Origin of the sequence: Rahnella sp. PAMC25617 (genome assembly GCF_050606005.1) — a bacterium.
In the GTDB taxonomy this organism is placed as follows: domain Bacteria; phylum Pseudomonadota; class Gammaproteobacteria; order Enterobacterales; family Enterobacteriaceae; genus Rahnella; species Rahnella variigena.
The window spans coordinates 248646-268710 of the sequence record NZ_JBOCUM010000012.1 but is presented as its reverse complement, the minus strand read 5'-3'; the positions used below and the strand labels follow the sequence as shown (position 1 = coordinate 268710).

Genomic DNA, 20065 nt, shown 5'->3' with positions numbered 1-20065 from the left:
AACTGATTGGTCTTCCTGCACCTGTCGGCATGCTGTTTGCGGCGGTTGCGCTGAAACTGGCGCACGGCGTTTCACCACGCCTGCTGGAAGGTTCTCAGGTGGTTTACAAATTCTTCCAGACATCTGTTACCTATCCGATTCTGTTCGCCGTGGGTGTGGCAATCACACCGTGGAATGAACTGGTCGCCGCATTCACCCTTTCTAATCTTTTGGTCATCGTCAGCACCGTTGCGGCGCTGGTTGCGACCGGTTTCTTCGTTGGCAAGAAAATTGGTATGCACCCGATTGATGTTGCCATTGTCTCCTGCTGCCAGAGCGGTCAGGGCGGAACCGGTGATGTCGCGATCCTGACCGCCGGTAACCGTATGCAACTCATGCCATTTGCGCAAATCGCCACCCGCATCGGCGGCGCGATCAATGTCTCCGTGTCGCTGCTGGTGCTCGGCAACTTCCTCGTCTGAGGCTGTGTGAAATCTCTTTAAATCAGGACCTAATATGAAACTGGCAAGCTATCTCTATCAGGGGCGCAAGTCCTACGGCATCGCGACCGACAAGGGCATGATCGACCTCGGTCGTCATCTCGGGAAGCGTTATCCGGACCTCAAAGCCCTGCTGGCAGGCAATGCGCTGTCGCAGGCTCAGGAACTCGCCGCCCTGCCCGCTGATCTGGATTTCGCCGACATCACGTTTCTGCCGGTGATTCAGAATCCGGAGAAAATTCTCTGTGTCGGCATGAACTACGCCGAAAAGCGCAAAGAGTTTGATCAGCATAATCCGGCACCGACGCTGTTTGTGCGGTTCGCTGACTCTCAGACAGGTCATGCCTCCCCCATCATCAAACCGAGCCGTTCCGTTGAGTTTGACTATGAAGGTGAACTGGCGGTGATCATCGGTTCTGCGGGGGAAAATATCGCACGTGAAGACGCCTTGTCGCATGTCGCCGGATACAGCTGTTACATGGACGGTTCCGCCCGCGACTGGCAGCACACGTGGTTTACCGCCGGCAAAAACTGGCGTCAGACCGGGGCATTTGGGCCGTGGATGACCACCGCCGATGAGATCCCCGATCCGCACACGCTGGCAATCCGTACCTGGCTCAACGGCAATATGGTGCAGGACGACAACACCTGCAGCATGATCCACAAAGTGGCTGAACTGATTGAATACATCAGCACCTTTACCTCGCTTCATGCCGGTGACGTGATCATCACAGGTTCACCCGGCGGTGTGGGCAAAAAACGTGTGCCGCCGCTGTTTATGAAACCCGGCGACCGCATTGAAGTGGAAATCGAAAAGATTGGTCATCTGAGCAATGTGATTGTCGCAGCAGACATGAAGATTGCCCCCCGTCGTCACGCGAGCCCGGCTTATGTTCAGTCGTAATACGCCTGACTTTCACGTCATCTCTGTCAGCAAGCCACCAAAAGGCATGATTGAGGACATTCGTGGCCTGCTTCAGCAAAGTCAGCTGGGCATGGATGATGACATTGAACAGTTTGTGGTGGCCTGTTCAGGCCACCGTGTAGTCGGCTGCGCAGGTCTGGTCAGTAACACCATTAAATGCGTCGCCGTCGCGTCCGGCTGGCGCGGTGAAAATCTCAGCGCCAGATTGCTCGGTGAAGTTGAGAACCTGGCGGTTCAGCGCGGTAATTTTCATCTGTTTCTCTATACCCGCCCTGCCAATCTGGAGCGTTTTCGCGGCTGCGGATTTTATCCGCTGGTGCAGTGGGATGATGTGGCCGTACTGATGGAAAACACGCCGGTGGGTATCAGTCATTACTGTCGTTCGCTGCAACGTCACCTTCACCACGGTCAGCGTATCGGTGCGGTGGTGATGAATGCTAATCCGTTTACCCTCGGCCACCGTTATCTGGCAGAACAGGCGGCCGCCACTTGTGACTGGCTGCATGTGTTTGTGGTCAGCGAAGACGTGTCGTATTTCCCGTTTCAGGAACGGCTTGAAATGGTGCGTCAGGGCGTCGCGGATTTGCCTAACGTGACCGTGCATGCCGGTTCGGAATATCTGATTTCGCGCGCGACCTTTCCCGGTTATTTCCTCAAGGATGCCGGGCTGGTCAATAAGGCATGGAGCGTGATGGATTTGCTGATTTTTCGTCAGTACATCGCTCCGGCATTAGGCATTACCCATCGGTTTGTCGGCAGCGAGCCATTTTGTCCGGTCACCCATCAGTACAACTGCGACATGCATGACTGGCTGGAAACGCCGGGCCGCTCTGCCTCACCGCCACTGAGCGTTATCGAATTGCCACGGAAACGCCATGCCAGCGGCAGAGCCATTTCCGCATCCGAAGTGCGCGCATTGCTCAAAACGCAGCAGCTGGCTCGTATACGCGACATCGTTCCGCCCGGCACTTATGCGCACCTGAAACAGCATTATTGCGTCACGGCGGCGGTTGAAACGACGCACGACGACGCACTCACTATTTCACCCTCACTTTGTTAACTGCAGGAAAAACGAATGAAAATTATGAAGGAGGCGCTGGCAGGAACGGTTGAATCCAGCGATTTGCTGGTAAAAATCGCCCCGGCCAGTGAGCTGACGGTGATCATCAACAGTGAAGTCATCAAACAGTTTGGCGACCAAATCCGCAGCGTCGTCAATGAAACACTCAGCGCCCTCGCGGTCACGGAAGGTTTGCTGATTATCGACGACAAGGGCGCGCTTGATTGTGTGATCCGCGCGCGCGTTCAAAGTGCGGTAATGCGTGCTGCACAAGCCGAAGAGATTAACTGGGAGACATTACGATGAAGAAACTGCGCCGCAGTATGCTTTTCCTGCCCGGAGCCAGCGCCGCCATGCTCTCCACCGCGTTTATCTATCGCCCGGACTCCATCATGTTTGATCTCGAAGATGCTGTTTCCCTGCGCGAAAAAGATACCGCACGCATTCTGGTATTTCATGCGCTGCAACACCCGATGTATCGCGATATTGAAACCGTAGTGCGCATCAATCAGCTCAGCACACCGTTTGGCCTTAAAGATTTAGAAGCCGTAGTACGCGCAGGCGTGGATATCGTACGTTTGCCGAAAACTGATACGCCGGAAGATATCTTTGAGCTGGAAGCACATATAGAGCGCATCGAAAAAGAGTGTGGTCGCGAAGCGGGCTCCACCAAAATTATGGCCGCCATTGAATCGGCCATTGGCGTGATCAATGCCGTGGCGATCGCCCGCTGTTCACCGCGCCTGATCGGCATCGCACTGGCAGCTTTCGATTATGTGATGGATATGCAGACAGAACGCGGCGACGGCACAGAGCTGTTTTATGCCCGTTGCGCCGTGCTGCACGCGGCCCGTGCGGCGGGCATTGATGCCTTCGATGTGGTGTATTCCGACATCAACGATGAAGCCGGTTTCCTGCGTGAAGTCGAACTGATCCGCAAAATGGGCTTCAACGGAAAATCTCTGATCAACCCGCGTCAGATTGAGTTGCTGCATAACGCTTACGCACCGACCCCGGAAGACGTGGATTACGCGAAACGGGTGATTGCCGCCGCCGAAGAAGGTGAACGCAAAGGGCTGGGGGTGATTTCACTCAACGGCAAGATGATTGATGGGCCGATCATTAATCACGCGCAGGTAGTGCTGGAACGCGCCAGTGCGTCTGGCGTCCGCCGCTAGCCCTCAAATTTGCACAGGAATATCAATACAATGAGTCATTTAACTGAAATGTTGCACAGCGAATATCCGCAGTTAAAACACCTGGTTGCCTTTGACGGTGCGCACCGGACGACACCTTATCTTTCTGATCCCGATGCCCGTCAGCACCGTAAACTTTGCACTTCACTGGAACAGGCGATTGCCCGCAGCGGCCTGAAAGACGGTATGACCATTTCCTTCCACCACGCGTTTCGTGAAGGCGATCAGGTCATTAATAACGTAGTCGCTATGCTTTCAAAACTCGGCTTTAAAAATCTCACGCTGGCGTCCAGTTCGCTGATGTCCTGCAATGATGCGCTGATCGAACATATCCGCAGCGGTGTCATCAGCCGGATTTACACCTCCGGAATGCGCGGCAAACTGGCCGACGCCATTTCTCACGGACTGATGGAAGAACCGGTACAAATTCACTCGCACGGCGGGCGGGTAAAATTGCTACAGGATGGCGAACTGAACATCGATGTCGCATTTCTCGGCGTGCCGTGCAGCGACGAATTCGGTAACGCCAACGGCACGCACGGAAAATCCTGCTGCGGTTCGCTGGGCTACGCGATGGTCGATGCGCAATTCGCTAAAACTGTGGTGCTGCTGACGGAAGAGCTGGTGCCCTTCCCTAATATGCCCGCCAGCCTGCTACAGGATCAGGTGGATTACATCGTCAAAGTCGAGCAGGTCGGTGACCCGGCCAAAATCAGCGTCGGTGCCGCCCGTGTCACCAGCAACCCGCGGGAGCTGATGATTGCCCGCACGGCCGCTGAAGTCATCGAATTTTCAGGCTATTTCAAACCCGGATTTTCGATGCAAACCGGATCCGGCGCAGCGGCCACAGCCTGTACCCGTTTCATGGAAGAAAAAATGGAACGCCACCAGATAACCGCCCGTTTTGCCCTCGGCGGTATCACCGGCAGCCTGGTGGATTTACATGAAAAAGGGCTGATTGAAACGTTGCTCGATACACAATGTTTTGACGGTCAGGCGGCGGCATCGCTCAGCCGTAATCCGCAGCACATCGAGATTTCCACCAACGTCTATGCCAATCCCGGAGCCAAGGCGGCGAGTTGCGATCAGCTGGATATCGTTATTCTGAGCGCACTTGAAATCGACACCGGTTTCAATGTCAACGTGATCACCGGTTCCGACGGCGTGATGCGCGGTGCTTCCGGCGGTCATTGCGATGTGGCCAGTGCCGCCAATCTGACCATTGTCGTCGCGCCGTTGCTGCGCAGCCGCATTCCGACGGTCGTCCGTCGGGTCACGACCCGCGTGACACCGGGGGAAAGCATTGATGTGCTGGTGACTGACCACGGCATCGCCGTGAATCCTGCGCGACCGGAGATCCGCCAGCGGCTGGAAGACGCCGGAATGAAAGTGATGGATATCGAAGCGTTATACCAGCGCACCATTTCTCTGAGCGGTGAGCCGAAACCGATTGCATTCACCGACCGCGTCGTCGGCGTGATCCGCTATCGCGACGGCAGCGTGATCGACGTCGTTCATCAGGTCAGAGAGGACGCATAATGACTATTGTGACGCCTGCACCCGCAGGCGTCAGTCTGGAGGATTTGCTGGCCGCAAAGGAACTGCGCGCCAGACGGCAAACCGACTGGCTGACACAATTCGCACAACCGCTGATTTCACTCACGCTGGTGACGCCGGGGCCGGTAAAAGATTCTGTTGACTGGCGTCAGGTCATGCGCGAAGCACTGCAACAGGCTGATGTCATGTTGCTTCAACACGGCTGGCCGGTGCTGAAGCATCAGGTTTTCTGGCTCCCGACAGGCGCGGAAGCGTTCTGGTGTGTGGCACATTATGCGCCAGAAGTGAAAGCGGCCACGGTTGAACTGGAACACTCTCACGCACTCGGGCGTTTATGGGATTTCGATGTTATCTGTCCGCAGGCAGGCGTTGTTGGCCGCCGTTCGCTGGATAATGCCAGCCGCCGCTGTCTGGTTTGCGACGGCCCCGCCCACGCGTGCGCCCGCTCGCGTAAACATCCGCTGTCTGAAGTGATGCAAAAAGTGGAGGCGCTGATTGATGGCTGGCATCGCGTACTCTGAGCCCCTTTCTGCTGTCTGCATTGCCACGCTGGCGGCTGACGCCCTGCGCAGCGAGGTCTGGCTGACACCGAAACCAGGGCTGGTGGACAGCATCAATAATGGCTCGCACAGTGACATGGATTTGCCGCTTTTTTTGCGCAGCATCGATGCCATCACGCCGTGGCTGCATCAGTTTTACGCTCTCGGTCAGCAGGATTTTTTGCAACCTGCAAAGGCAATGCTGATGCGCATCCGTCCGACCGGGATTGCCTGTGAACAGGCCATGTTCGGTGCCACACAGGGCGTGAATACGCACAAAGGCGGTATTTTCTCGCTGGGACTGTTATGTACAGCGGCTGGCAGGATCAGCGCGCATCGCCATCCACTGACCCGTCGCGGGATATGTCGCGAAGTGGCTGCCATGACACAAGGGCTGATTGAGCGTGAACTGCAAAGCTGTCGCCAGCCGGTGACGGCGGGTGAACGGCTGTTTGTGGCACACGGCATGACCGGAGCACGCGGCGAAGTGCAGAGCGGATTCCTCACCCTGCGCCGTCACGTTTTACCTTACTGGTATCAGGAAAATAATCCTGAGCGCCGCAGCCTGAATGCCCTGCTGCGTCTGATGGCGTATAACCCTGACACTAATCTGGTATCACGTGGTGGTCTGAACGGACTGCATTTCGTGCAGGATTATGCCCGCCGGTTGCTGAAAAAAGGCTGGCAGAAAGAGGATTTGCAGGAGATGGACAGGCAGTTGATTGCCCGCCATCTCAGCCCCGGCGGCAGTGCTGATTTACTGGCGATTGCCACCGTGCTGATGGGTTTTCCGCCATGAACGCGATGCCAGAAATAAACCTGAGACGTTTGCCGCGCAACTGGCGGCAAACCGTTCTTATTCACTGCGGAACAGTACATCCGGTGTAGCGTTACTCAACAATACGGGTTTGGGTTGCCGGTGCAGGCTGAGATTTTTGGCAACACAGAAAAACCATCACCAGCAGCGGGATCCAGCCCAGCACAATGCCCAGCGTGATTTTCATCCAGACATACGTTTCCGGTGACGCGTATTCCATCAGGATGGAATTCAGCAAACGCGAGACTATACCTGCCAGATAAACACCGCCAAACCACCAGCCGGAGCGGTTAATGTCATGCATGCGCCTGACGCCGACCGCCAGCAGCGGTAATGCCGTCGCCAGCGCAAACAGGGTATAAGCGACGCCCGCGTAGAAAACGCTGTAAGGATTTCCCACCAGCGTGAACCCGAATGACACACTCATTGTCAGCAAAATAATTATCAGCAAATTGCCCAGCGCAAAGGTCCAGAACTCCTTGCGGCTCGCACGTCCCCGGAAATCCACATACTTTTTCCAGCCCTGCACATAACTCTGCCATAACGTCATTGCTTCACTTCCTTTTGCTGTTCAGTCGTTTGCTTAACATAGTCCGGGGATTTAACCGGTTTATCACTGGCCGCGCAACTGCCTGGCCAGAATATCGAGCTGATCGGCTATCTGATTAAGATCCTTATCTTGCACACCCGGCGCACTGGCAGAGTTTCTTACCACCAGTCTGGCGGGCAGCACTTTGGAAGGCATCCCGTCATTGTCTTCAGCCAGCAGATGTTCAACCGCTTCTTTACTTTGCAAATCGAGATCCAGCGATACCGTGGTCAGCGCCGGATGGAAGAATGCACTGTCATACGTATCGTCATAGCCCACGATAGAAACCTGCTGCGGGATAGCCACATTGTGCTGATGCAGCGCGCTGATCACGCCCAGCGCCATCTGGTCATTCCCGACAAGTATGGCGGTAAACTGCGGCGTTTCGCGCAGCATCTGTAATGCACTGTAATAACCACTTTTTGCGCTCCAGTCACCGTGGATCACGGTCACCGGCACAATGCCCTTTTCTGCCAGCGTTTCCTGCCAGCTTTGCAGCCGCAAACGTGAGGAAACCGAATCATCCGGCCCCGCCAGTAAGGCAAACTCACGGTGTCCCAGACTCAGCAAATATTCCACGCTGGCCCGTGAGCCGTCCGCCGGATTGAAGCAGACATTGAATACCGGACTGGTCGGATCGACATCTAAAAACAGACAAAGAATGTCGCGGTTATTTTCATAAATTCGCTCCGCCTCGGCACTTTCCAGCGGGATATTAATGATGACCTTTTCGACGCGCTGTGATTTCAGCTCGTTAATGGAGTCCTGAATGCTCTGATTGACGTCTTCATCAATCATGGAAATCAGCACCTGATACCCGGCCTGATGAGCATATTTCTTCACAGAAGCGGCAATCTGTGACGGCGCGTGCAATGCCAGCGATGTCGTCACCAGTCCGATGGTAAAGCTCTGTTTTCCAACCAGTTGCTGCGCCAGCCGGTTTGGCACGTAGCGCAATACTTCAATGGCCTGTTCGACCTTCAGACGCGTGGCGTCCGAGACATTGGCCGACTTGTTTAAAACCCGCGACACCGTCTGATACGAAACACCGGCATAGCGGGCAACATCTTCTAATGTCGAACTTTTTGATTTCATTCTTTCCCCAGACCGCAACCCGTGATTTTGCATAATTCTATGATAATCGAGCCAAAGTACGGGATCTCATTTAAAAGTTCAATCCGGACACCCTCCGGCTGCATAAGTTATACGTTAACATTGCATACAATCGTGATTTACATCACTTCAACTTTATCTTTAACGTATAAGTTGTAGACATATATCACATTTCACAATATGTAAAATTGATCATTATTGTTTCTGGGTATCTTATACATTTCGTAAATGTGAACGTCATACAATCATAAGGAAAAAAAATGAAACACAACTTACGCACTCTGGCTGTGGCGGTTTCGCTCGCCATCACAGCAGGCCCTGCAATGGCTAATGATATTGATTTTCATGGATATCTGCGTTCGGGGCTGGGGGTTTCTGGCGGTGGCAGTCTGGAGCAATTCCAGAAAAACAAGGTCGGGCGTCTGGGCAACGAAAACGACACATACGGCGAAGTAGAACTGGGCAGCGAAGTCTATAAAAAAGACGATGTGAGTTTTTATGTCGATTCGATGGTCAGCATGGTGTCGGACGGTTCGAATGATGATGAAAGCACCGTCGATGACGATGCACAGTTCGGTCTGCGTCAGCTAAATCTGCAAATAAAGGGGCTGGTTCCGTGGGATAAAGATGCGGTGATCTGGGGCGGTAAACGTTATTACCAGCGCCACGACTTGCACATCATCGATACCAAATACTGGAATATTTCCGGTGCCGGTGCCGGTATTGAAAACCTGAAAATGGGCGAAGGCGCGCTGTCTCTGGCGTGGATCCGCGGCGATGCCAATGACGTGGATTACCGCGTGGACGGCAATAACGACGTGAACATCAACTACATCGACGTACGTTATGCCGGCATCAAACCGTGGAGCGGCGCGTGGATGGAAGTCGGTGCCGACTACGCTATGCCAAACCTGTCGCATGATCAGAAAGAGTACGGCGGCCTTTACGACGCGGATAACGGCGTGATGCTGACCGGCGAAATCAGTCAGGATATGTGGGGCGGCTACAACAAACTGGTGTTGCAGTACGCCAACAAAGGTCTGGCGCAGAATATGATTTCGCAGGGCGGCGGCTGGTACGATATGTGGAACTACACCAATGACGCCACCGGTTATCGCGGCATCATCACCGGCCTTATTCCGATCACCAGCAAGTTCAGCCTCAACCACGTGCTGACGTATGGCCATGCCGAAAACATCACCGATTACACCGACACCACTGAGCTGGTTTCTCTGGTGGGTCGTGCGCAATACCAGTGGACCGATTATGTGCGTACCATCGGCGAAGTCGGTACCTTCTACCAGAAAGATGATTACAAGAACGGTTCGAACTACAAACAAGGCGGTCAGAAATATACGCTGGCAATGGGCCTGGCAGCCGGTCCGGAGTTTATGTCACGCCCTGAACTGCGCGTGTTCGCGTCTTATCTGAATGATTCTGAGCATGGCGATACGTTTGACGACCATACCAAAGCGGATACGTGGAACTTTGGAGTTCAGGTGGAAGCGTGGTGGTAAATTTCCTTCATTCTTGAAGCTGTTGCTGCGTTGGCTGCGTTTACTCACCCGAATCACTGACTTCAGTCAGCTCATCGGGACTCGCTCACTTGCTGCCTTGCTGCAACTCCAATGACTTTGAAAAAACAGGGGTTAGTTATTAAAAGAAATATCCTCATTGTGATAAAGCGACAGATAAAAACTTAATTTCTCTTGTAGGGGATCGTTACGTTTTTTCTCCGCACAGCAGCATCATTATTATATTTTATAAAAAGCAGAAACAATAAAGGCAGCCTTGTGTCGGGCTGCCTTTATTTTTGGCGTTATTTAAATAACAGAGCTTAATTACTTTTTAAGCCAAACTTCTCAGTCATTAATTTTTTCAGGCTGTCGGACTGCTTACCAAATATCGCATGTACTTCCTGACCGATAATCACCACGCCAATCGCGCCGGTTTGCTGGATAGCACCGGAATTTACGCGTTTGAGTTCTTTTACCGTTACGCGCAGGCGGGTAATACAGGCATCAACATTCACGATATTATCGCGACCGCCGAGCGCATCAATTAATAATGCTACGTCAGTGGAGGGTGGCACTTCATTTTCCGGGGTTTTATTCTTCGCAGAGAATACATGCATAAAGTCTTTAATATTTACCATGATCAACACTCTCTTTCAGGAATGAAAAAAAACGTGCAACCGGGAAACCTGATTGCACGTCAGTATTAAAAATAACGGGTTAAGAAATGGCAGATAAACGACGCGTCAGGATCTGATAACCAAATGCCGGAAGCGTCAGTTTGCGCGGTAAAGTGCCACCGTGAATCATGTCGCTGTAATCCGTGGTTAATGTGATTGTCTGACTCTGCGCCGCATAGTTTTGCAGGAAGATAAATTCACTTTCACCATCGGTACGACGCGCCGCCGTCATCCCTTCCGGCAGCGTTGCCTCCAGCGCCCGTGGCAGCTTCATTTCCTGCGCCAGCGCGGTGTAAAAATCTGCGTGGAATGTCTGATCGTTTCGGGAGGCCAGATAATATGCCTGCCCTTTGCCAAACAGATTCACCGTCACAGCTGGCGTTCCGGCGTAGAAATCATCACCGTAAGTCGCCAGCGTAGCCGCGCCCTCCAGGTGGATCACTTCACACAATTCACTGGCGCGGTACGGACCGTTTAACCCGAGCGCATTGCCTTCGACGCCGCTGACACTGTTGTGCTGGTCGTCGGTCAGGCTGTCGATTTCTTCCGACCAGATACCGAGCACCTGACGCAATGGCCCCGGGAATCCGCTGAGGAAACACAAATCGCTTTCGTTAACGATGCCGCTCCAGTAGGTCGCGACGAAGCGTCCACCGGCCTGCACGAATGCGGTGATCCGCTCGCCGACGCCTGCACGCACCATATACAGCATCGGCGCGATCACCAGGTCGTAGCCGCTTAATTCGCAGTCGGCGTTGATCACATCCACCGCAATGCCCTGCGCCCACAGCGCACGATAATGTCCGGCGACAGTGTTTTCATATTCCAGCCCCTGATTGCGCGGACCGAGGGAATCGTCCATCGCCCAGCGGCTTTCCCAGTCGAAAATAATCGCCACTTTCGCTTCCACACGGCTGCCCGCTACCGGTGCCAGCGCGGATAAAATTCCGCCCAGTTCCGATACTTCGCGCCCAACGCGGGTATTAATGTGTCCGACGTGATCGACAACCGCGCCGTGGAATTTCTCAGAAGAACCGCGGCTTTTACGCCACTGGAAATACTGCACCGAATCCGAACCGTGAGCGACCGCCTGCAAAGAAGACAGAATATGCATACCCGGCTTTTTCAGTTTGCTGACCGGCTGCCAGTTGGTGAAGCTCGGCGTGGATTCCATCAGTACAAAGGGCTTACCCTGTTTCAGCGTGCGCATCAGGTCGTGATACATCGCGGTATACGCCGCCAGGCCGATATCGTCTTTGCGGGTGTGCCACATCGGATAGCTGTCCCACGAGATGAAATCCAGCACGCTGGCAAGTTTCCAGTAATCGTAATCGTAGAAATATTCCATGAAATTGGTGGTTGCCGGTAACGCCGGGTTCTCCGCTTTCAGCGGGCGGATTTCTTCGCTGCAAAAACGCGTGACCTGATCGGTGTTAAAACGACGCCAGTCAAGATTCAGGCCGTGAACGCCGCTTTCGCCCTGCGGCGATGGCGATTCAATCTGCGCCCAGTCGGTATAGGTGTGGCTCCAGAAGGTGCTCCACCAGGCTTTATTCAGCGCATCGAGCGTGACGTAACGGGCTTTCAGCCAGTCACGAAAACGTCCCTGACAGTGGTTGCAATGACACTCGCCGCCGTATTCGTTGGAAATATGCCAGCCGATCACCGCCGGATGATGGGCGTAACGCTTCGCCAGCGCGCTGTTCATCAGCTGCACTTTTTCGGCATACACCGGCGAACTCATACAGTGATTGTGACGCCCGCCGTGCAGCGCTTTTACGCGGTCACGTCCCACGCGCAGAACTTCAGGGTATTTTTGCGACATCCATGCAGGCCGCGCACCGCTTGGCGTGGCGAGAAATACCGAGATGCCGTTTTCATGCAACCTGTCCAGCACCTGATCCATCCAGCCAAAGGTGAACTGGCCTTCTTGAGGTTCCAGCGCCGACCAGCTGAAAATCCCGACAGACATGACATTACAGCGAGCCTCTTTCATCATTTCGACATCGCGGATCAGGACATCAGGGCTTTCCAGCCACTGTTCCGGGTTGTAATCCGCGCCATGCAACAGCCCGGAAATCTTACTGCTCAGAAGAGGAAATTTCGTCATGCTTGGGTCCTTAGGAACTTTAAGAAAGTTAAACTCCCCGGCCAATGAAGCCGGGGAAAAAGGGATTAATGGAAGACGTTGATTGAAGGAAGTACCTGACCGTCACAGCTGAACAACGCCTGATTTTCGCGGGCATTGCCCTCTTTCCAGTGGTCGTTGATATAGGTCATACCGGCAGGTGTCGCCCAGCCTGCGCCATCAACGGCGATCCAGGTCGGTTCCCAGTAGAACAACCCTTTGCCGCGATGATCCGGCACGGCGACCAGGCTTTTGATCATGTCGCTGAGGAAATCAGCCTGCCCCTGAACCGTGGCAGGATAGCCGCCGTCTTTAGCTTCTTTTTCGGTGAAGCTGTTTTCAGCGGCGTCGCAGTTTTTGGTGGTGTAGCCGTAGGCCACTTCGACGACGATTACGTCTTTGTTGTAGCGTTTGCTGATGTCATCCATGTTGGCCTGTAAGGCAGAAATCGGGCCATTCCAGTAGGTGTAAAACGACAAGCCGATGACGTCGTAAGGCACCTTGCGCTGATTGATTTCATCGAACCACCAGCGGAAAGTATCGTTCTTGGTGCCTTCGGCAAGATGCAGCATGATTTTGATATCAGTAGGATTTTTTTCATCAGCGCGGACACCGGCAATCGCGGCGTTCAGCAGTCCGGCCAGACGGTCAAACTCGCCGCCGCCCGCGCCCCAGCTTTTGCCCTCCGGCCATAAAATCCCGCCGTTCATTTCATTGCCGACCTGCACCATATCCGGCACGGTGCCCTGCTCACGGAATTTAGCAATCACCTCGCGGCTGTAATCGTGAATGGCCGTTTTCAGCTGCGGATAATCCATTTTCTCCCAGCTTTTCGGCTTGAACTGCTTACCAGGATCGGTCCAGAAATCGCTGTAATGGAAATCGAGCAGGATTTTAAAGCCCTGCGCTTTGGCACGTTTCGCCAGCTCCAGCGTGGTAGCCAGATCGTTATTGCCCCCGCCGTACGGATGCCCTTGCGCGTCTTTTGGATCCACCCACAAGCGCAGGCGCACGTAGTTGAACCCGTTTTGTCTGAGGATCACCATCGCATCGGTCTGTTTGTGGTTCTGATCGAAGAACTTACCGCCGTGTTTTTCCACATCAATCAGCGTCGAGATATCCGCGCCTTTGATAAAATCTGCCGGGACGTTGGCGACTTTTTTTATCACCACATCCTGTGCCACCGTTGAAAATGACATCGCCAGCAGCACGCAGGCCATTGCGCTTTTTTTGAAAATCTTCTCAGAAAAGAAAGTCATCGGATTATCCTTTTGTACTGCCAGCCGTCAGGCCGGAAACGAAGTATTTTTGTAAGGCGAGATAGAAAATGGCGACCGGCACGGCGATCAGCACCGCACCCGCGGCGTACATGGTGTAGTTGGCACCCATTTTTTGCGCGACCAGGTTGTACAGGCCAATCGGCAAGGTGTACTTATCCGGTGTGCGTAAAATGGTGCTGGAAAGAATGAAATCACCCAGCGGTCCGGTGAAGGAAAACAGCGCGATCACCGCCAGTATCGGTTTCGATAGCGGCATGATGATTTCGATGAAAATGCGGAAATTACCCGCGCCGTCCATCCGCGCTGATTCATCCAGATCTTTCGGAATCGCGTCCAGATAGCCTTTCATCAGATAGGTGTTCATCGGGATCATGCCGCCGACGTAGATCAGCACCAGTGCCAGATGGCTGTTAATCAGACCGAGCAACTGTGCCAGCACAAAGATGGCGATCAGCGCCGAAAACTGCGGGATCATCTGCAATAACAGGAACAGCATCAGCCCGTCTTTACGACCTTTAAAGCGAAAGCGCGAGAAGGAATAGGCGGTGAAGCTGACGCAAATCAGCGTCAGGATCATGGTCAGGAAGCTGATTTTCATCGAGTTCCAGTACCAGCCAACGTAATTCACTTCGCCGTTAAACAGGTCTTTGTAATGCTGGAACGACACGTTCTCCGGAATAATTGATGTGCTGAGCAGACTGTTACCGGCATTCAGCGAGGCGCCGACGGTCCAGATCAGCGGATAAATGATGATCACCGCCACAATCAGCAACAGGAAATAACTCAGACCCAGGCGAACAAACCGGTTTCTTTTAATACTGCTGTTCTTACTCATGCCCTTCTCCCGGTTACGCCATATCATCTTGTTTAAAGGAATTGGTTGAGCGGAATTGCCACAGCGCAATACCGACCACAAATATCGACAGCAAAATCGTAATAGTCGCGGCTATGGCATATTGCGAAGATGACATGGTGAGTTTATATATCCACGACACCAGAATATCCGTTCCGCCTGCATTAGAACCGGCCACTGCCGGGCCACCATTATTAAACAGATAGATAATATTGAAGTTATTAAAGTTGAAGGTGTATTGCGTGATAATAATTGGCGCAATGGAATATAAGACAAGCGGCAACGTAATGGTTTTCAGTTTCTTCCAGGTACTTGCCCCGTCCATGGTCGCCGCTTCATATAAATCGTTGGGAATAGCCTGCAATACGCCGGTGGTCATCGCAAATACAAACGGGAAACCCAGCCAGGTCTGCATCATGATCAGCGCGGTTTTGGTCCAGAACGGATCCGTCAGCCAGGCTTTCGGTTCAATACCCAAAGCAGCCAGAATGCCGTTGTTAATCACCCCAAACGAGTCATTGAACATACCGGCAAACACCAGAATGGTGACAAAGCCCGGCACCGCCCACGGCAAAATCAGTACGGTGCGGATCAGCGCCTTGAAACGCAAATCTTTCTGGTTCACCAGAATTGCCAGCATCACGCCTACCGTACATTGCAGTGTGGTCGCCAGCACCGTCCAGACCACCGTCCATTGCAAGACGTCCAGCAATGTCGAGCGCCAGATATTCAGCGTGAAGATATTAATAAAGTTTTTGAACCCCACCCAGTCGACTAATTTAGCCGGTGGCGTGTGATACAAATTGTAATTGGTAAACGCAATCGAGAAACCGAATATAATCGGGAAGACCACTACAAACACCAGCAAAATAAAGCCCGGCGTAATCATTAAATACGGAAAACCTTCACGCAGCAGTAAATGATATTGCTTGCGCACGCTGGGTAATTCCAACCCCTGATCGCGACGTTTGCCGTTTGCCCAGGCGTCGCGCAGACTCCAGTAATAAAAGCCCACGCCGAACGCACCAATCAATACGCTGATAATGCCTTTGGCTAACAGGAATATCGAGTTATCACGCGGCACTTCTTCGCCCAGCGTATATAAACCCCATAATCCCTGACGCAGGAAATCATAGAACACGCCGGCGAAACAAATAAGAATGATAAAAAACAGTATTCCCTTGGCCCATTGCCGGTTATAGAACTGCCCAAAACCGGGGATCAGCGCCACAGCCAGCGCCACCGGTGCATGGTGGCTGGCGGAGAGTGGCGCCTGGTTTTCCTCATGAAGACGCATAGACACAAAGATGTTCCTTTCACTGGTGAGGGCGTGAATTCACGCCCTCCTTTCAGAAGTACGGGTGTTTAACCAAAATAATTGCGTTTAACGGATTACTCGTTGCTGGCTTTCGCTGCCTCGATTTGCATCTGGATATTTTTCACCGCGTCGTTGAGGGCGGCGTCAACCGGTTGTTTGCCGGTCACACCCAGCTGGATACCGTTGTTAGCCGGGCCCCAGACTTCCTGCATTTCTGGTACACCCGGCATCGCCGTGGCGCGGGTTGACTGCTCGGCTACCGCGTTGGCTTTTTCATCGTTTTTAATCATCGGATCGTTAACCAGCGCCGTCAGTGCCGGGATTTCCTTGGTCACTTCGTAACGCACCTTGGCGTACTTCGGCTGGTTGATGAAGGTGATGAATTTCTCGGCCAGCGGTTTTTGCTTGCTGTAGGTCGAGACCGCATAACCTTTCACGCCGAGGAATGAACTCATCGGTTTGCCATTCGGCAACAGCGGAAGCGCTTTCACGCCGTAGTTGATGCCCGCCGCTTCATACGGCTGGAATGCCCACGGGCCGGTGATCACCGCGGCCGCTTTCTTCTCAGTAAACAGCGAATCGATGGCATTCAGGCCGTTATCACCGACAATCCCCGCCGGGAATAATCCGTCGGCATAGAATTTTTTCAGGTAAGTAATGGCTTCGATGCTGCCCGGTTTGTTCAGGCCGATATCTTCAACGTTGATTTCGCCTTTACCATCCTTACCGAAGATATAGCCGCCCATGGAAGCCATCGCACCATAGGCGTAATACACTTCGTCAAACTTGGCCAGCAGGCCGTATTTACCTTTCGCCCGCTCTTCTTTGGAGAAGGTGTAATACTCGTCGAGCGTCGCCGGAGCCTGTGGCAGCAAATTTTTGTTGTAAATCAGCACCAGCGTTTCCACCGCTTTCGGCACGCCGTAGGTCTGGCCTTTCAGCTGAAATGCGTTAATCGCCGATGGCGTAAAGCTGTCGGTAAACGCTTTATCAAGGGTCAGCGGTGCCAGTAATCCCTGCACCACCGCCGTGCCTACCTGGTCATTGGGAATGACCACCACGTCGGGGCCAATTCCCGCCGGACCATCCAGACGTAATTTCTCCGTTTGTTGTGCATAAGGCGTTTCCTGCACAACGACTTTGACGTTGTTCTCTTTTTCAAAATCTTTCACCGCATCGGAAATACCGGAAGATTTCTTAATATCTTCCCAGACAAGTAACTGTCCCTCTGCTGCCCGGACGGCCTGACTGCTGAGACTTAATGACATCAGTACCAGGGCAGTAAGGTGTGTAATTTTCATTGTTGCTCCTGAATGTGAAGGTATAACATTTTTGTAGGATACGCAGCGACACCAAATCCATCATTAACATTAAAAACCCGTTAAAACCTGATTTATTGATGGTTAATGCCGTCATAAAAACTATGTTATACGTTAAACTTACGAGCCATAAATCACTACAAAAAGATGCGCATTGTGTGATCTTCTCTCCAAAATTCGAACCCGCTTGTGCAAACGCTTACACAAGGTGGTTATAGTCCGAAACATCAGCGGTATGAATTCTTTATGAGGTCAAACATGTCCAGCATCAGACTTAAAAATGTGGTCAAACGTTTCGATAAAACAGTGACGTTGCATGGCATCAACATTGATATTGAGGACGGCGAATTCACCGTTTTCGTCGGGCCGTCCGGGTGCGGGAAATCCACCCTGCTGCGCATGATTGCCGGGCTGGAAGATATTACGGAAGGAGACGTTTACATTGGCGAGCAGCGGGTGAATGACGTCGACCCTTCACGGCGTGGTGTGGCGATGGTGTTTCAGTCTTACGCGCTGTATCCGCACATGACGATTGCTGAAAACATGGGTTACGGCCTGAAAGTGAACGGTGTGCCGAAAGAAGAAATCCGCCATCAGGTTGAGATGGTCGCCAAAACTTTGCAGCTTTCTCATCTGCTGGACAGAAAACCGAAACAGCTTTCCGGTGGTCAGCGCCAGCGCACCGCCATCGGTCGCGCCATCGTGCGAAATCCGCAGGTGTTTATGTTCGATGAACCGCTGTCTAACCTCGATGCCGAACTGCGTGTGGATATGCGTTTACACATATCCAAACTGCATCAGGAACTGAAAACCACCATGGTCTACGTGACGCACGACCAGACCGAAGCCATGACGCTGGCCGATAAAATCGTGGTAATGAACTACGGCAAAGTCGAGCAGATGGGCGCACCGATGGATCTTTACTACAACCCGGTAAATCAGTTTGTGGCCGGATTTATCGGCTCGCCGAAGATGAATTTCCTGCCTGCGGAGGTGCTGAGCTGGCAGCCGGAGCGGCTTGATGTGCGACTGACGCCGGAGAAAACCCTGTCACTGGCGCTGAGCACCCGTGAACTGGCCGCAGGCGATAAAGTCACGCTCGGCATTCGTCCTGAACATCTGCTGTCGCAGGAAACCGAAAACGTGCTGGAATTTAACTGCGAAGTGGTTGAGCGGCTTGGGAACAGCACCTATCTGTTCGGTCAGTGTTACGGCACCGACGGTTTTAAAATGCTGCTGCCGGGCGACATGGCCTTCAACCCTTATCAGAGTCTGACCACCTGGTTTGACGCCAAACGTTGCATGGTCTTCAGCGAAGACGGTCTGCGCATCAGCGCGCCCAGCCTTTCACATCTGCATTAATTTTTTTCATTCCACGTTTCAGAAAGCTCAGGACCGCCCCAGCCGGGCGGTTTTACCCTCCTCGGCTTCCTTCCCCTCTTCAAATGTAAACCGCATTGATAATCGTTATCGTTTCTTTTATTGTTAGCGCCTCTTCAGGGAAACGTAAAGGAATCGGAAGAAGATGAATTTTCAGCATAATCTTTTCACTACGCTGTGCGGTAAACGAATGGCGGGCGGATTAGCCGGGCTTACGCTCGGTGTGATAAGCGTTACGGCGCAGGCTGTCACCGTGACAGATATTGCCGGGCGCACGGTGACTGTGCCGGATGATGTTCAGCGCGTTGTGCTCGGAGAAGGCCGGTTGTTCTTCGCCCTTTCCCTGCTCGAAGGCCAGAAACCTTTCGACCGCATTGTCGGCTGGCAGGGAGATTTCCGTAAGCTTGATCCGCAAACCTACGCGACCTATCAGGCGAAATTCCCGCAAATCGACAAAATCCCGCTGATTGGCAATACCAGCGCTGACAGCATCAGTCCGGAAAAAGTGCTGACGCTGAATCCGCAGCTGGCGATCTTTGGTTTATCAGGCCACGGACCGGGCAAAGAAAGTGAGCTGGTGAACCAGCTTCAGAAAGCCGGTGTGCCGGTGGTGTTTGTGGATTTCCGCACTTCTCCGCTGAAAAACACCCTGCCAAGTATGGAACTGCTGGGCAAAGTGCTGAACCGCGAGCAACAGGCGCAGGACTATATCCGCTTCTATCAGGACAACATCAAACGCGTCACCGATGTGACCAAAGACATTCCTGAGCAGGATAAACCCAAGGTGTTTATCGAACTGCGCGCCTCGACGGCGGATGAATGCTGCCGCTCAGCGGGTAACGGAAATATGGGTGATTTTATCGATCAGGCGGGCGGCGTGAATATCGCCAAACCTTTGCTGCCGGGTCCTCTCGGTCAGGTGAATCTGGAAAAAGTCATCGCTTCGCGGCCTGATGTGTATCTGGTCAGCGGTGGCGGTAAACCAGCAAAAGCTGGCGATCCGCAACCCGCCGGTTTAGTGCTGGGCGCGCAGACCACGCCGGAACAGGCGAGCGCCAGTCTGAAACCGCTGCTGGCGCGTAAGGGCATCAGTACCCTGAAAGCTGTCGAAGATGGCCGCAGTTTTGGCATCTGGCACAACTATTACAATTCCCCGTATAACGTGCTGGCCGTGCAGGTCTTCGCCAAAGCGTTTTATCCGCAGAAGTTTGCCGATCTCAACCCGCAGCAAACTCAAAAACAACTTTATAAACAGTTCCTCGCCGTCGAACCGACCGGCACTTACTGGACAGAGTAAAAGGGACGCTGCCCCGGGCTG

At 53.1% G+C, this 20065-nt stretch carries 19 protein-coding genes; 11 read left to right on the top strand and 8 right to left on the bottom strand.

Translation table 11 applies throughout. The features are described 5' to 3' along the window. The 8 genes from ACM615_RS16180 to citG all read left to right on the top strand — a co-directional run. A partial coding sequence (locus ACM615_RS16180; protein WP_431012176.1) for a 2-hydroxycarboxylate transporter family protein occupies nucleotides 1-461 on the top strand: 461 nt, incomplete at its 5' end. Between the two features lie 34 nt (nucleotides 462-495). Further along, a complete protein-coding gene (locus tag ACM615_RS16175; RefSeq protein WP_132965233.1) occupies nucleotides 496-1383 on the top strand; it encodes a fumarylacetoacetate hydrolase family protein in 888 nt (295 codons plus the stop codon). Beyond that, nucleotides 1370-2464 carry a [citrate (pro-3S)-lyase] ligase gene (citC, locus tag ACM615_RS16170; RefSeq protein ID WP_431012175.1) on the top strand — a complete coding sequence of 365 codons (1095 nt, stop codon included), beginning with the start codon at nucleotides 1370-1372 and terminating at the stop codon, nucleotides 2462-2464. The genes ACM615_RS16175 and citC overlap by 14 nt, the downstream gene beginning before the upstream one ends. 15 nt (nucleotides 2465-2479) lie before the next feature. Then, a complete protein-coding gene (citD, locus tag ACM615_RS16165; RefSeq protein WP_112289882.1) occupies nucleotides 2480-2770 on the top strand; it encodes a citrate lyase acyl carrier protein in 291 nt (96 codons plus the stop codon). Then, the gene (gene citE, locus ACM615_RS16160) at nucleotides 2767-3642 is read left to right on the top strand and encodes a citrate (pro-3S)-lyase subunit beta (protein WP_129639773.1); all 876 of its coding nucleotides are present in this window, start codon (nucleotides 2767-2769) and stop codon (nucleotides 3640-3642) included. The genes citD and citE overlap by 4 nt, the downstream gene beginning before the upstream one ends. A 30-nt stretch (nucleotides 3643-3672) precedes the next feature. Then, nucleotides 3673-5199: a citrate lyase subunit alpha gene (gene citF, locus ACM615_RS16155; protein WP_431012174.1), complete on the top strand. Its 1527-nt coding sequence runs from the start codon at nucleotides 3673-3675 to the stop codon at nucleotides 5197-5199. Next, nucleotides 5199-5738 (top strand): citrate lyase holo-[acyl-carrier protein] synthase, encoded by a 540-nt coding sequence (gene citX, locus ACM615_RS16150; protein WP_431012173.1) that lies wholly within the window; start codon nucleotides 5199-5201, stop codon nucleotides 5736-5738. Before citF ends, citX begins: the two co-directional genes overlap by 1 nt. Beyond that, the gene (gene citG, locus ACM615_RS16145) at nucleotides 5716-6555 is read left to right on the top strand and encodes a triphosphoribosyl-dephospho-CoA synthase CitG (protein WP_431012172.1); all 840 of its coding nucleotides are present in this window, start codon (nucleotides 5716-5718) and stop codon (nucleotides 6553-6555) included. The genes citX and citG overlap by 23 nt, the downstream gene beginning before the upstream one ends. Nucleotides 6556-6646: 91 nt before the next feature. Here the strand turns inward: citG and ACM615_RS16140 are convergent, their stop codons facing one another. Both ACM615_RS16140 and ACM615_RS16135 read right to left on the bottom strand, forming a co-directional pair. Next, nucleotides 6647-7123 carry a DUF805 domain-containing protein gene (locus ACM615_RS16140; RefSeq protein WP_129639769.1) on the bottom strand — a complete coding sequence of 159 codons (477 nt, stop codon included), beginning with the start codon at nucleotides 7121-7123 and terminating at the stop codon, nucleotides 6647-6649. A 63-nt stretch (nucleotides 7124-7186) separates the two neighbouring features. Then, nucleotides 7187-8257, bottom strand: coding sequence for a LacI family DNA-binding transcriptional regulator (locus ACM615_RS16135; RefSeq protein WP_129639768.1), 1071 nt, complete (start codon nucleotides 8255-8257; stop codon nucleotides 7187-7189). A 278-nt stretch (nucleotides 8258-8535) separates the two neighbouring features. On the opposite strand from ACM615_RS16135, the gene ACM615_RS16130 reads away from it, so the two are divergent. Then, entirely contained in the window at nucleotides 8536-9792 is a 1257-nt protein-coding gene (locus tag ACM615_RS16130) for a maltoporin (RefSeq protein ID WP_112289868.1), read from the top strand. A gap of 320 nt (nucleotides 9793-10112) precedes the next feature. Here the strand turns inward: ACM615_RS16130 and ACM615_RS16125 are convergent, their stop codons facing one another. From ACM615_RS16125 to ACM615_RS16100, 6 genes are all read right to left on the bottom strand, one after another. Further along, nucleotides 10113-10430 carry a glucose PTS transporter subunit EIIB gene (locus ACM615_RS16125; RefSeq protein WP_112289867.1) on the bottom strand — a complete coding sequence of 106 codons (318 nt, stop codon included), beginning with the start codon at nucleotides 10428-10430 and terminating at the stop codon, nucleotides 10113-10115. A 79-nt stretch (nucleotides 10431-10509) separates the two neighbouring features. Then, the gene (locus tag ACM615_RS16120) at nucleotides 10510-12579 is read right to left on the bottom strand and encodes a beta-galactosidase (protein ID WP_431012171.1); all 2070 of its coding nucleotides are present in this window, start codon (nucleotides 12577-12579) and stop codon (nucleotides 10510-10512) included. A gap of 65 nt (nucleotides 12580-12644) precedes the next feature. Continuing rightward, the gene (locus ACM615_RS16115) at nucleotides 12645-13796 is read right to left on the bottom strand and encodes a glycoside hydrolase family 53 protein (RefSeq protein ID WP_259274963.1); all 1152 of its coding nucleotides are present in this window, start codon (nucleotides 13794-13796) and stop codon (nucleotides 12645-12647) included. 64 nt (nucleotides 13797-13860) lie between these two features. Continuing rightward, on the bottom strand, nucleotides 13861-14712 hold the full coding sequence (locus tag ACM615_RS16110) for a sugar ABC transporter permease (RefSeq protein WP_431012170.1): 852 nt from the start codon (nucleotides 14710-14712) through the stop codon (nucleotides 13861-13863). A gap of 13 nt (nucleotides 14713-14725) precedes the next feature. Beyond that, nucleotides 14726-16027 carry a carbohydrate ABC transporter permease gene (locus tag ACM615_RS16105; RefSeq protein WP_132965653.1) on the bottom strand — a complete coding sequence of 434 codons (1302 nt, stop codon included), beginning with the start codon at nucleotides 16025-16027 and terminating at the stop codon, nucleotides 14726-14728. Nucleotides 16028-16122: 95 nt separating this feature from the next. Continuing rightward, a complete protein-coding gene (locus ACM615_RS16100) occupies nucleotides 16123-17349 on the bottom strand; it encodes an extracellular solute-binding protein (RefSeq protein ID WP_431012169.1) in 1227 nt (408 codons plus the stop codon). 276 nt (nucleotides 17350-17625) lie between these two features. On the opposite strand from ACM615_RS16100, the gene ACM615_RS16095 reads away from it, so the two are divergent. Continuing rightward, on the top strand, nucleotides 17626-18729 hold the full coding sequence (locus tag ACM615_RS16095) for an ABC transporter ATP-binding protein (protein WP_129639764.1): 1104 nt from the start codon (nucleotides 17626-17628) through the stop codon (nucleotides 18727-18729). A gap of 208 nt (nucleotides 18730-18937) precedes the next feature. Beyond that, on the top strand, nucleotides 18938-20044 hold the full coding sequence (locus ACM615_RS16090) for an ABC transporter substrate-binding protein (RefSeq protein ID WP_431012180.1): 1107 nt from the start codon (nucleotides 18938-18940) through the stop codon (nucleotides 20042-20044). Nucleotides 20045-20065: the final 21 nt, after the last annotated feature.

What these genes read in the sequence shown, in the direction of transcription:
- citE (WP_129639773.1), top strand. Translation starts at nt 2,767, where the DNA reads ATGAAGAAACTGCGCCGCAGTATGCTTTTCCTGCCCGGAGCCAGCGCC.
- ACM615_RS16090 (WP_431012180.1), top strand. Translation starts at nt 18,938, where the DNA reads ATGGCGGGCGGATTAGCCGGGCTTACGCTCGGTGTGATAAGCGTTACG.
- ACM615_RS16100 (WP_431012169.1), bottom strand. Translation starts at nt 17,349, where the DNA reads ATGAAAATTACACACCTTACTGCCCTGGTACTGATGTCATTAAGTCTC.
- citC (WP_431012175.1), top strand. Translation starts at nt 1,370, where the DNA reads ATGTTCAGTCGTAATACGCCTGACTTTCACGTCATCTCTGTCAGCAAG.
- ACM615_RS16115 (WP_259274963.1), bottom strand. Translation starts at nt 13,796, where the DNA reads ATGTCATTTTCAACGGTGGCACAGGATGTGGTGATAAAAAAAGTCGCC.
- citG (WP_431012172.1), top strand. Translation starts at nt 5,716, where the DNA reads ATGGCTGGCATCGCGTACTCTGAGCCCCTTTCTGCTGTCTGCATTGCC.
- ACM615_RS16110 (WP_431012170.1), bottom strand. Translation starts at nt 14,712, where the DNA reads ATGAGTAAGAACAGCAGTATTAAAAGAAACCGGTTTGTTCGCCTGGGT.
- ACM615_RS16105 (WP_132965653.1), bottom strand. Translation starts at nt 16,027, where the DNA reads ATGCGTCTTCATGAGGAAAACCAGGCGCCACTCTCCGCCAGCCACCAT.
- ACM615_RS16120 (WP_431012171.1), bottom strand. Translation starts at nt 12,579, where the DNA reads ATGACGAAATTTCCTCTTCTGAGCAGTAAGATTTCCGGGCTGTTGCAT.
- ACM615_RS16125 (WP_112289867.1), bottom strand. Translation starts at nt 10,430, where the DNA reads ATGGTAAATATTAAAGACTTTATGCATGTATTCTCTGCGAAGAATAAA.
- citD (WP_112289882.1), top strand. Translation starts at nt 2,480, where the DNA reads ATGAAAATTATGAAGGAGGCGCTGGCAGGAACGGTTGAATCCAGCGAT.
- ACM615_RS16095 (WP_129639764.1), top strand. Translation starts at nt 17,626, where the DNA reads ATGTCCAGCATCAGACTTAAAAATGTGGTCAAACGTTTCGATAAAACA.
- ACM615_RS16130 (WP_112289868.1), top strand. Translation starts at nt 8,536, where the DNA reads ATGAAACACAACTTACGCACTCTGGCTGTGGCGGTTTCGCTCGCCATC.
- ACM615_RS16175 (WP_132965233.1), top strand. Translation starts at nt 496, where the DNA reads ATGAAACTGGCAAGCTATCTCTATCAGGGGCGCAAGTCCTACGGCATC.
- citF (WP_431012174.1), top strand. Translation starts at nt 3,673, where the DNA reads ATGAGTCATTTAACTGAAATGTTGCACAGCGAATATCCGCAGTTAAAA.
- ACM615_RS16140 (WP_129639769.1), bottom strand. Translation starts at nt 7,123, where the DNA reads ATGACGTTATGGCAGAGTTATGTGCAGGGCTGGAAAAAGTATGTGGAT.
- citX (WP_431012173.1), top strand. Translation starts at nt 5,199, where the DNA reads ATGACTATTGTGACGCCTGCACCCGCAGGCGTCAGTCTGGAGGATTTG.
- ACM615_RS16135 (WP_129639768.1), bottom strand. Translation starts at nt 8,257, where the DNA reads ATGAAATCAAAAAGTTCGACATTAGAAGATGTTGCCCGCTATGCCGGT.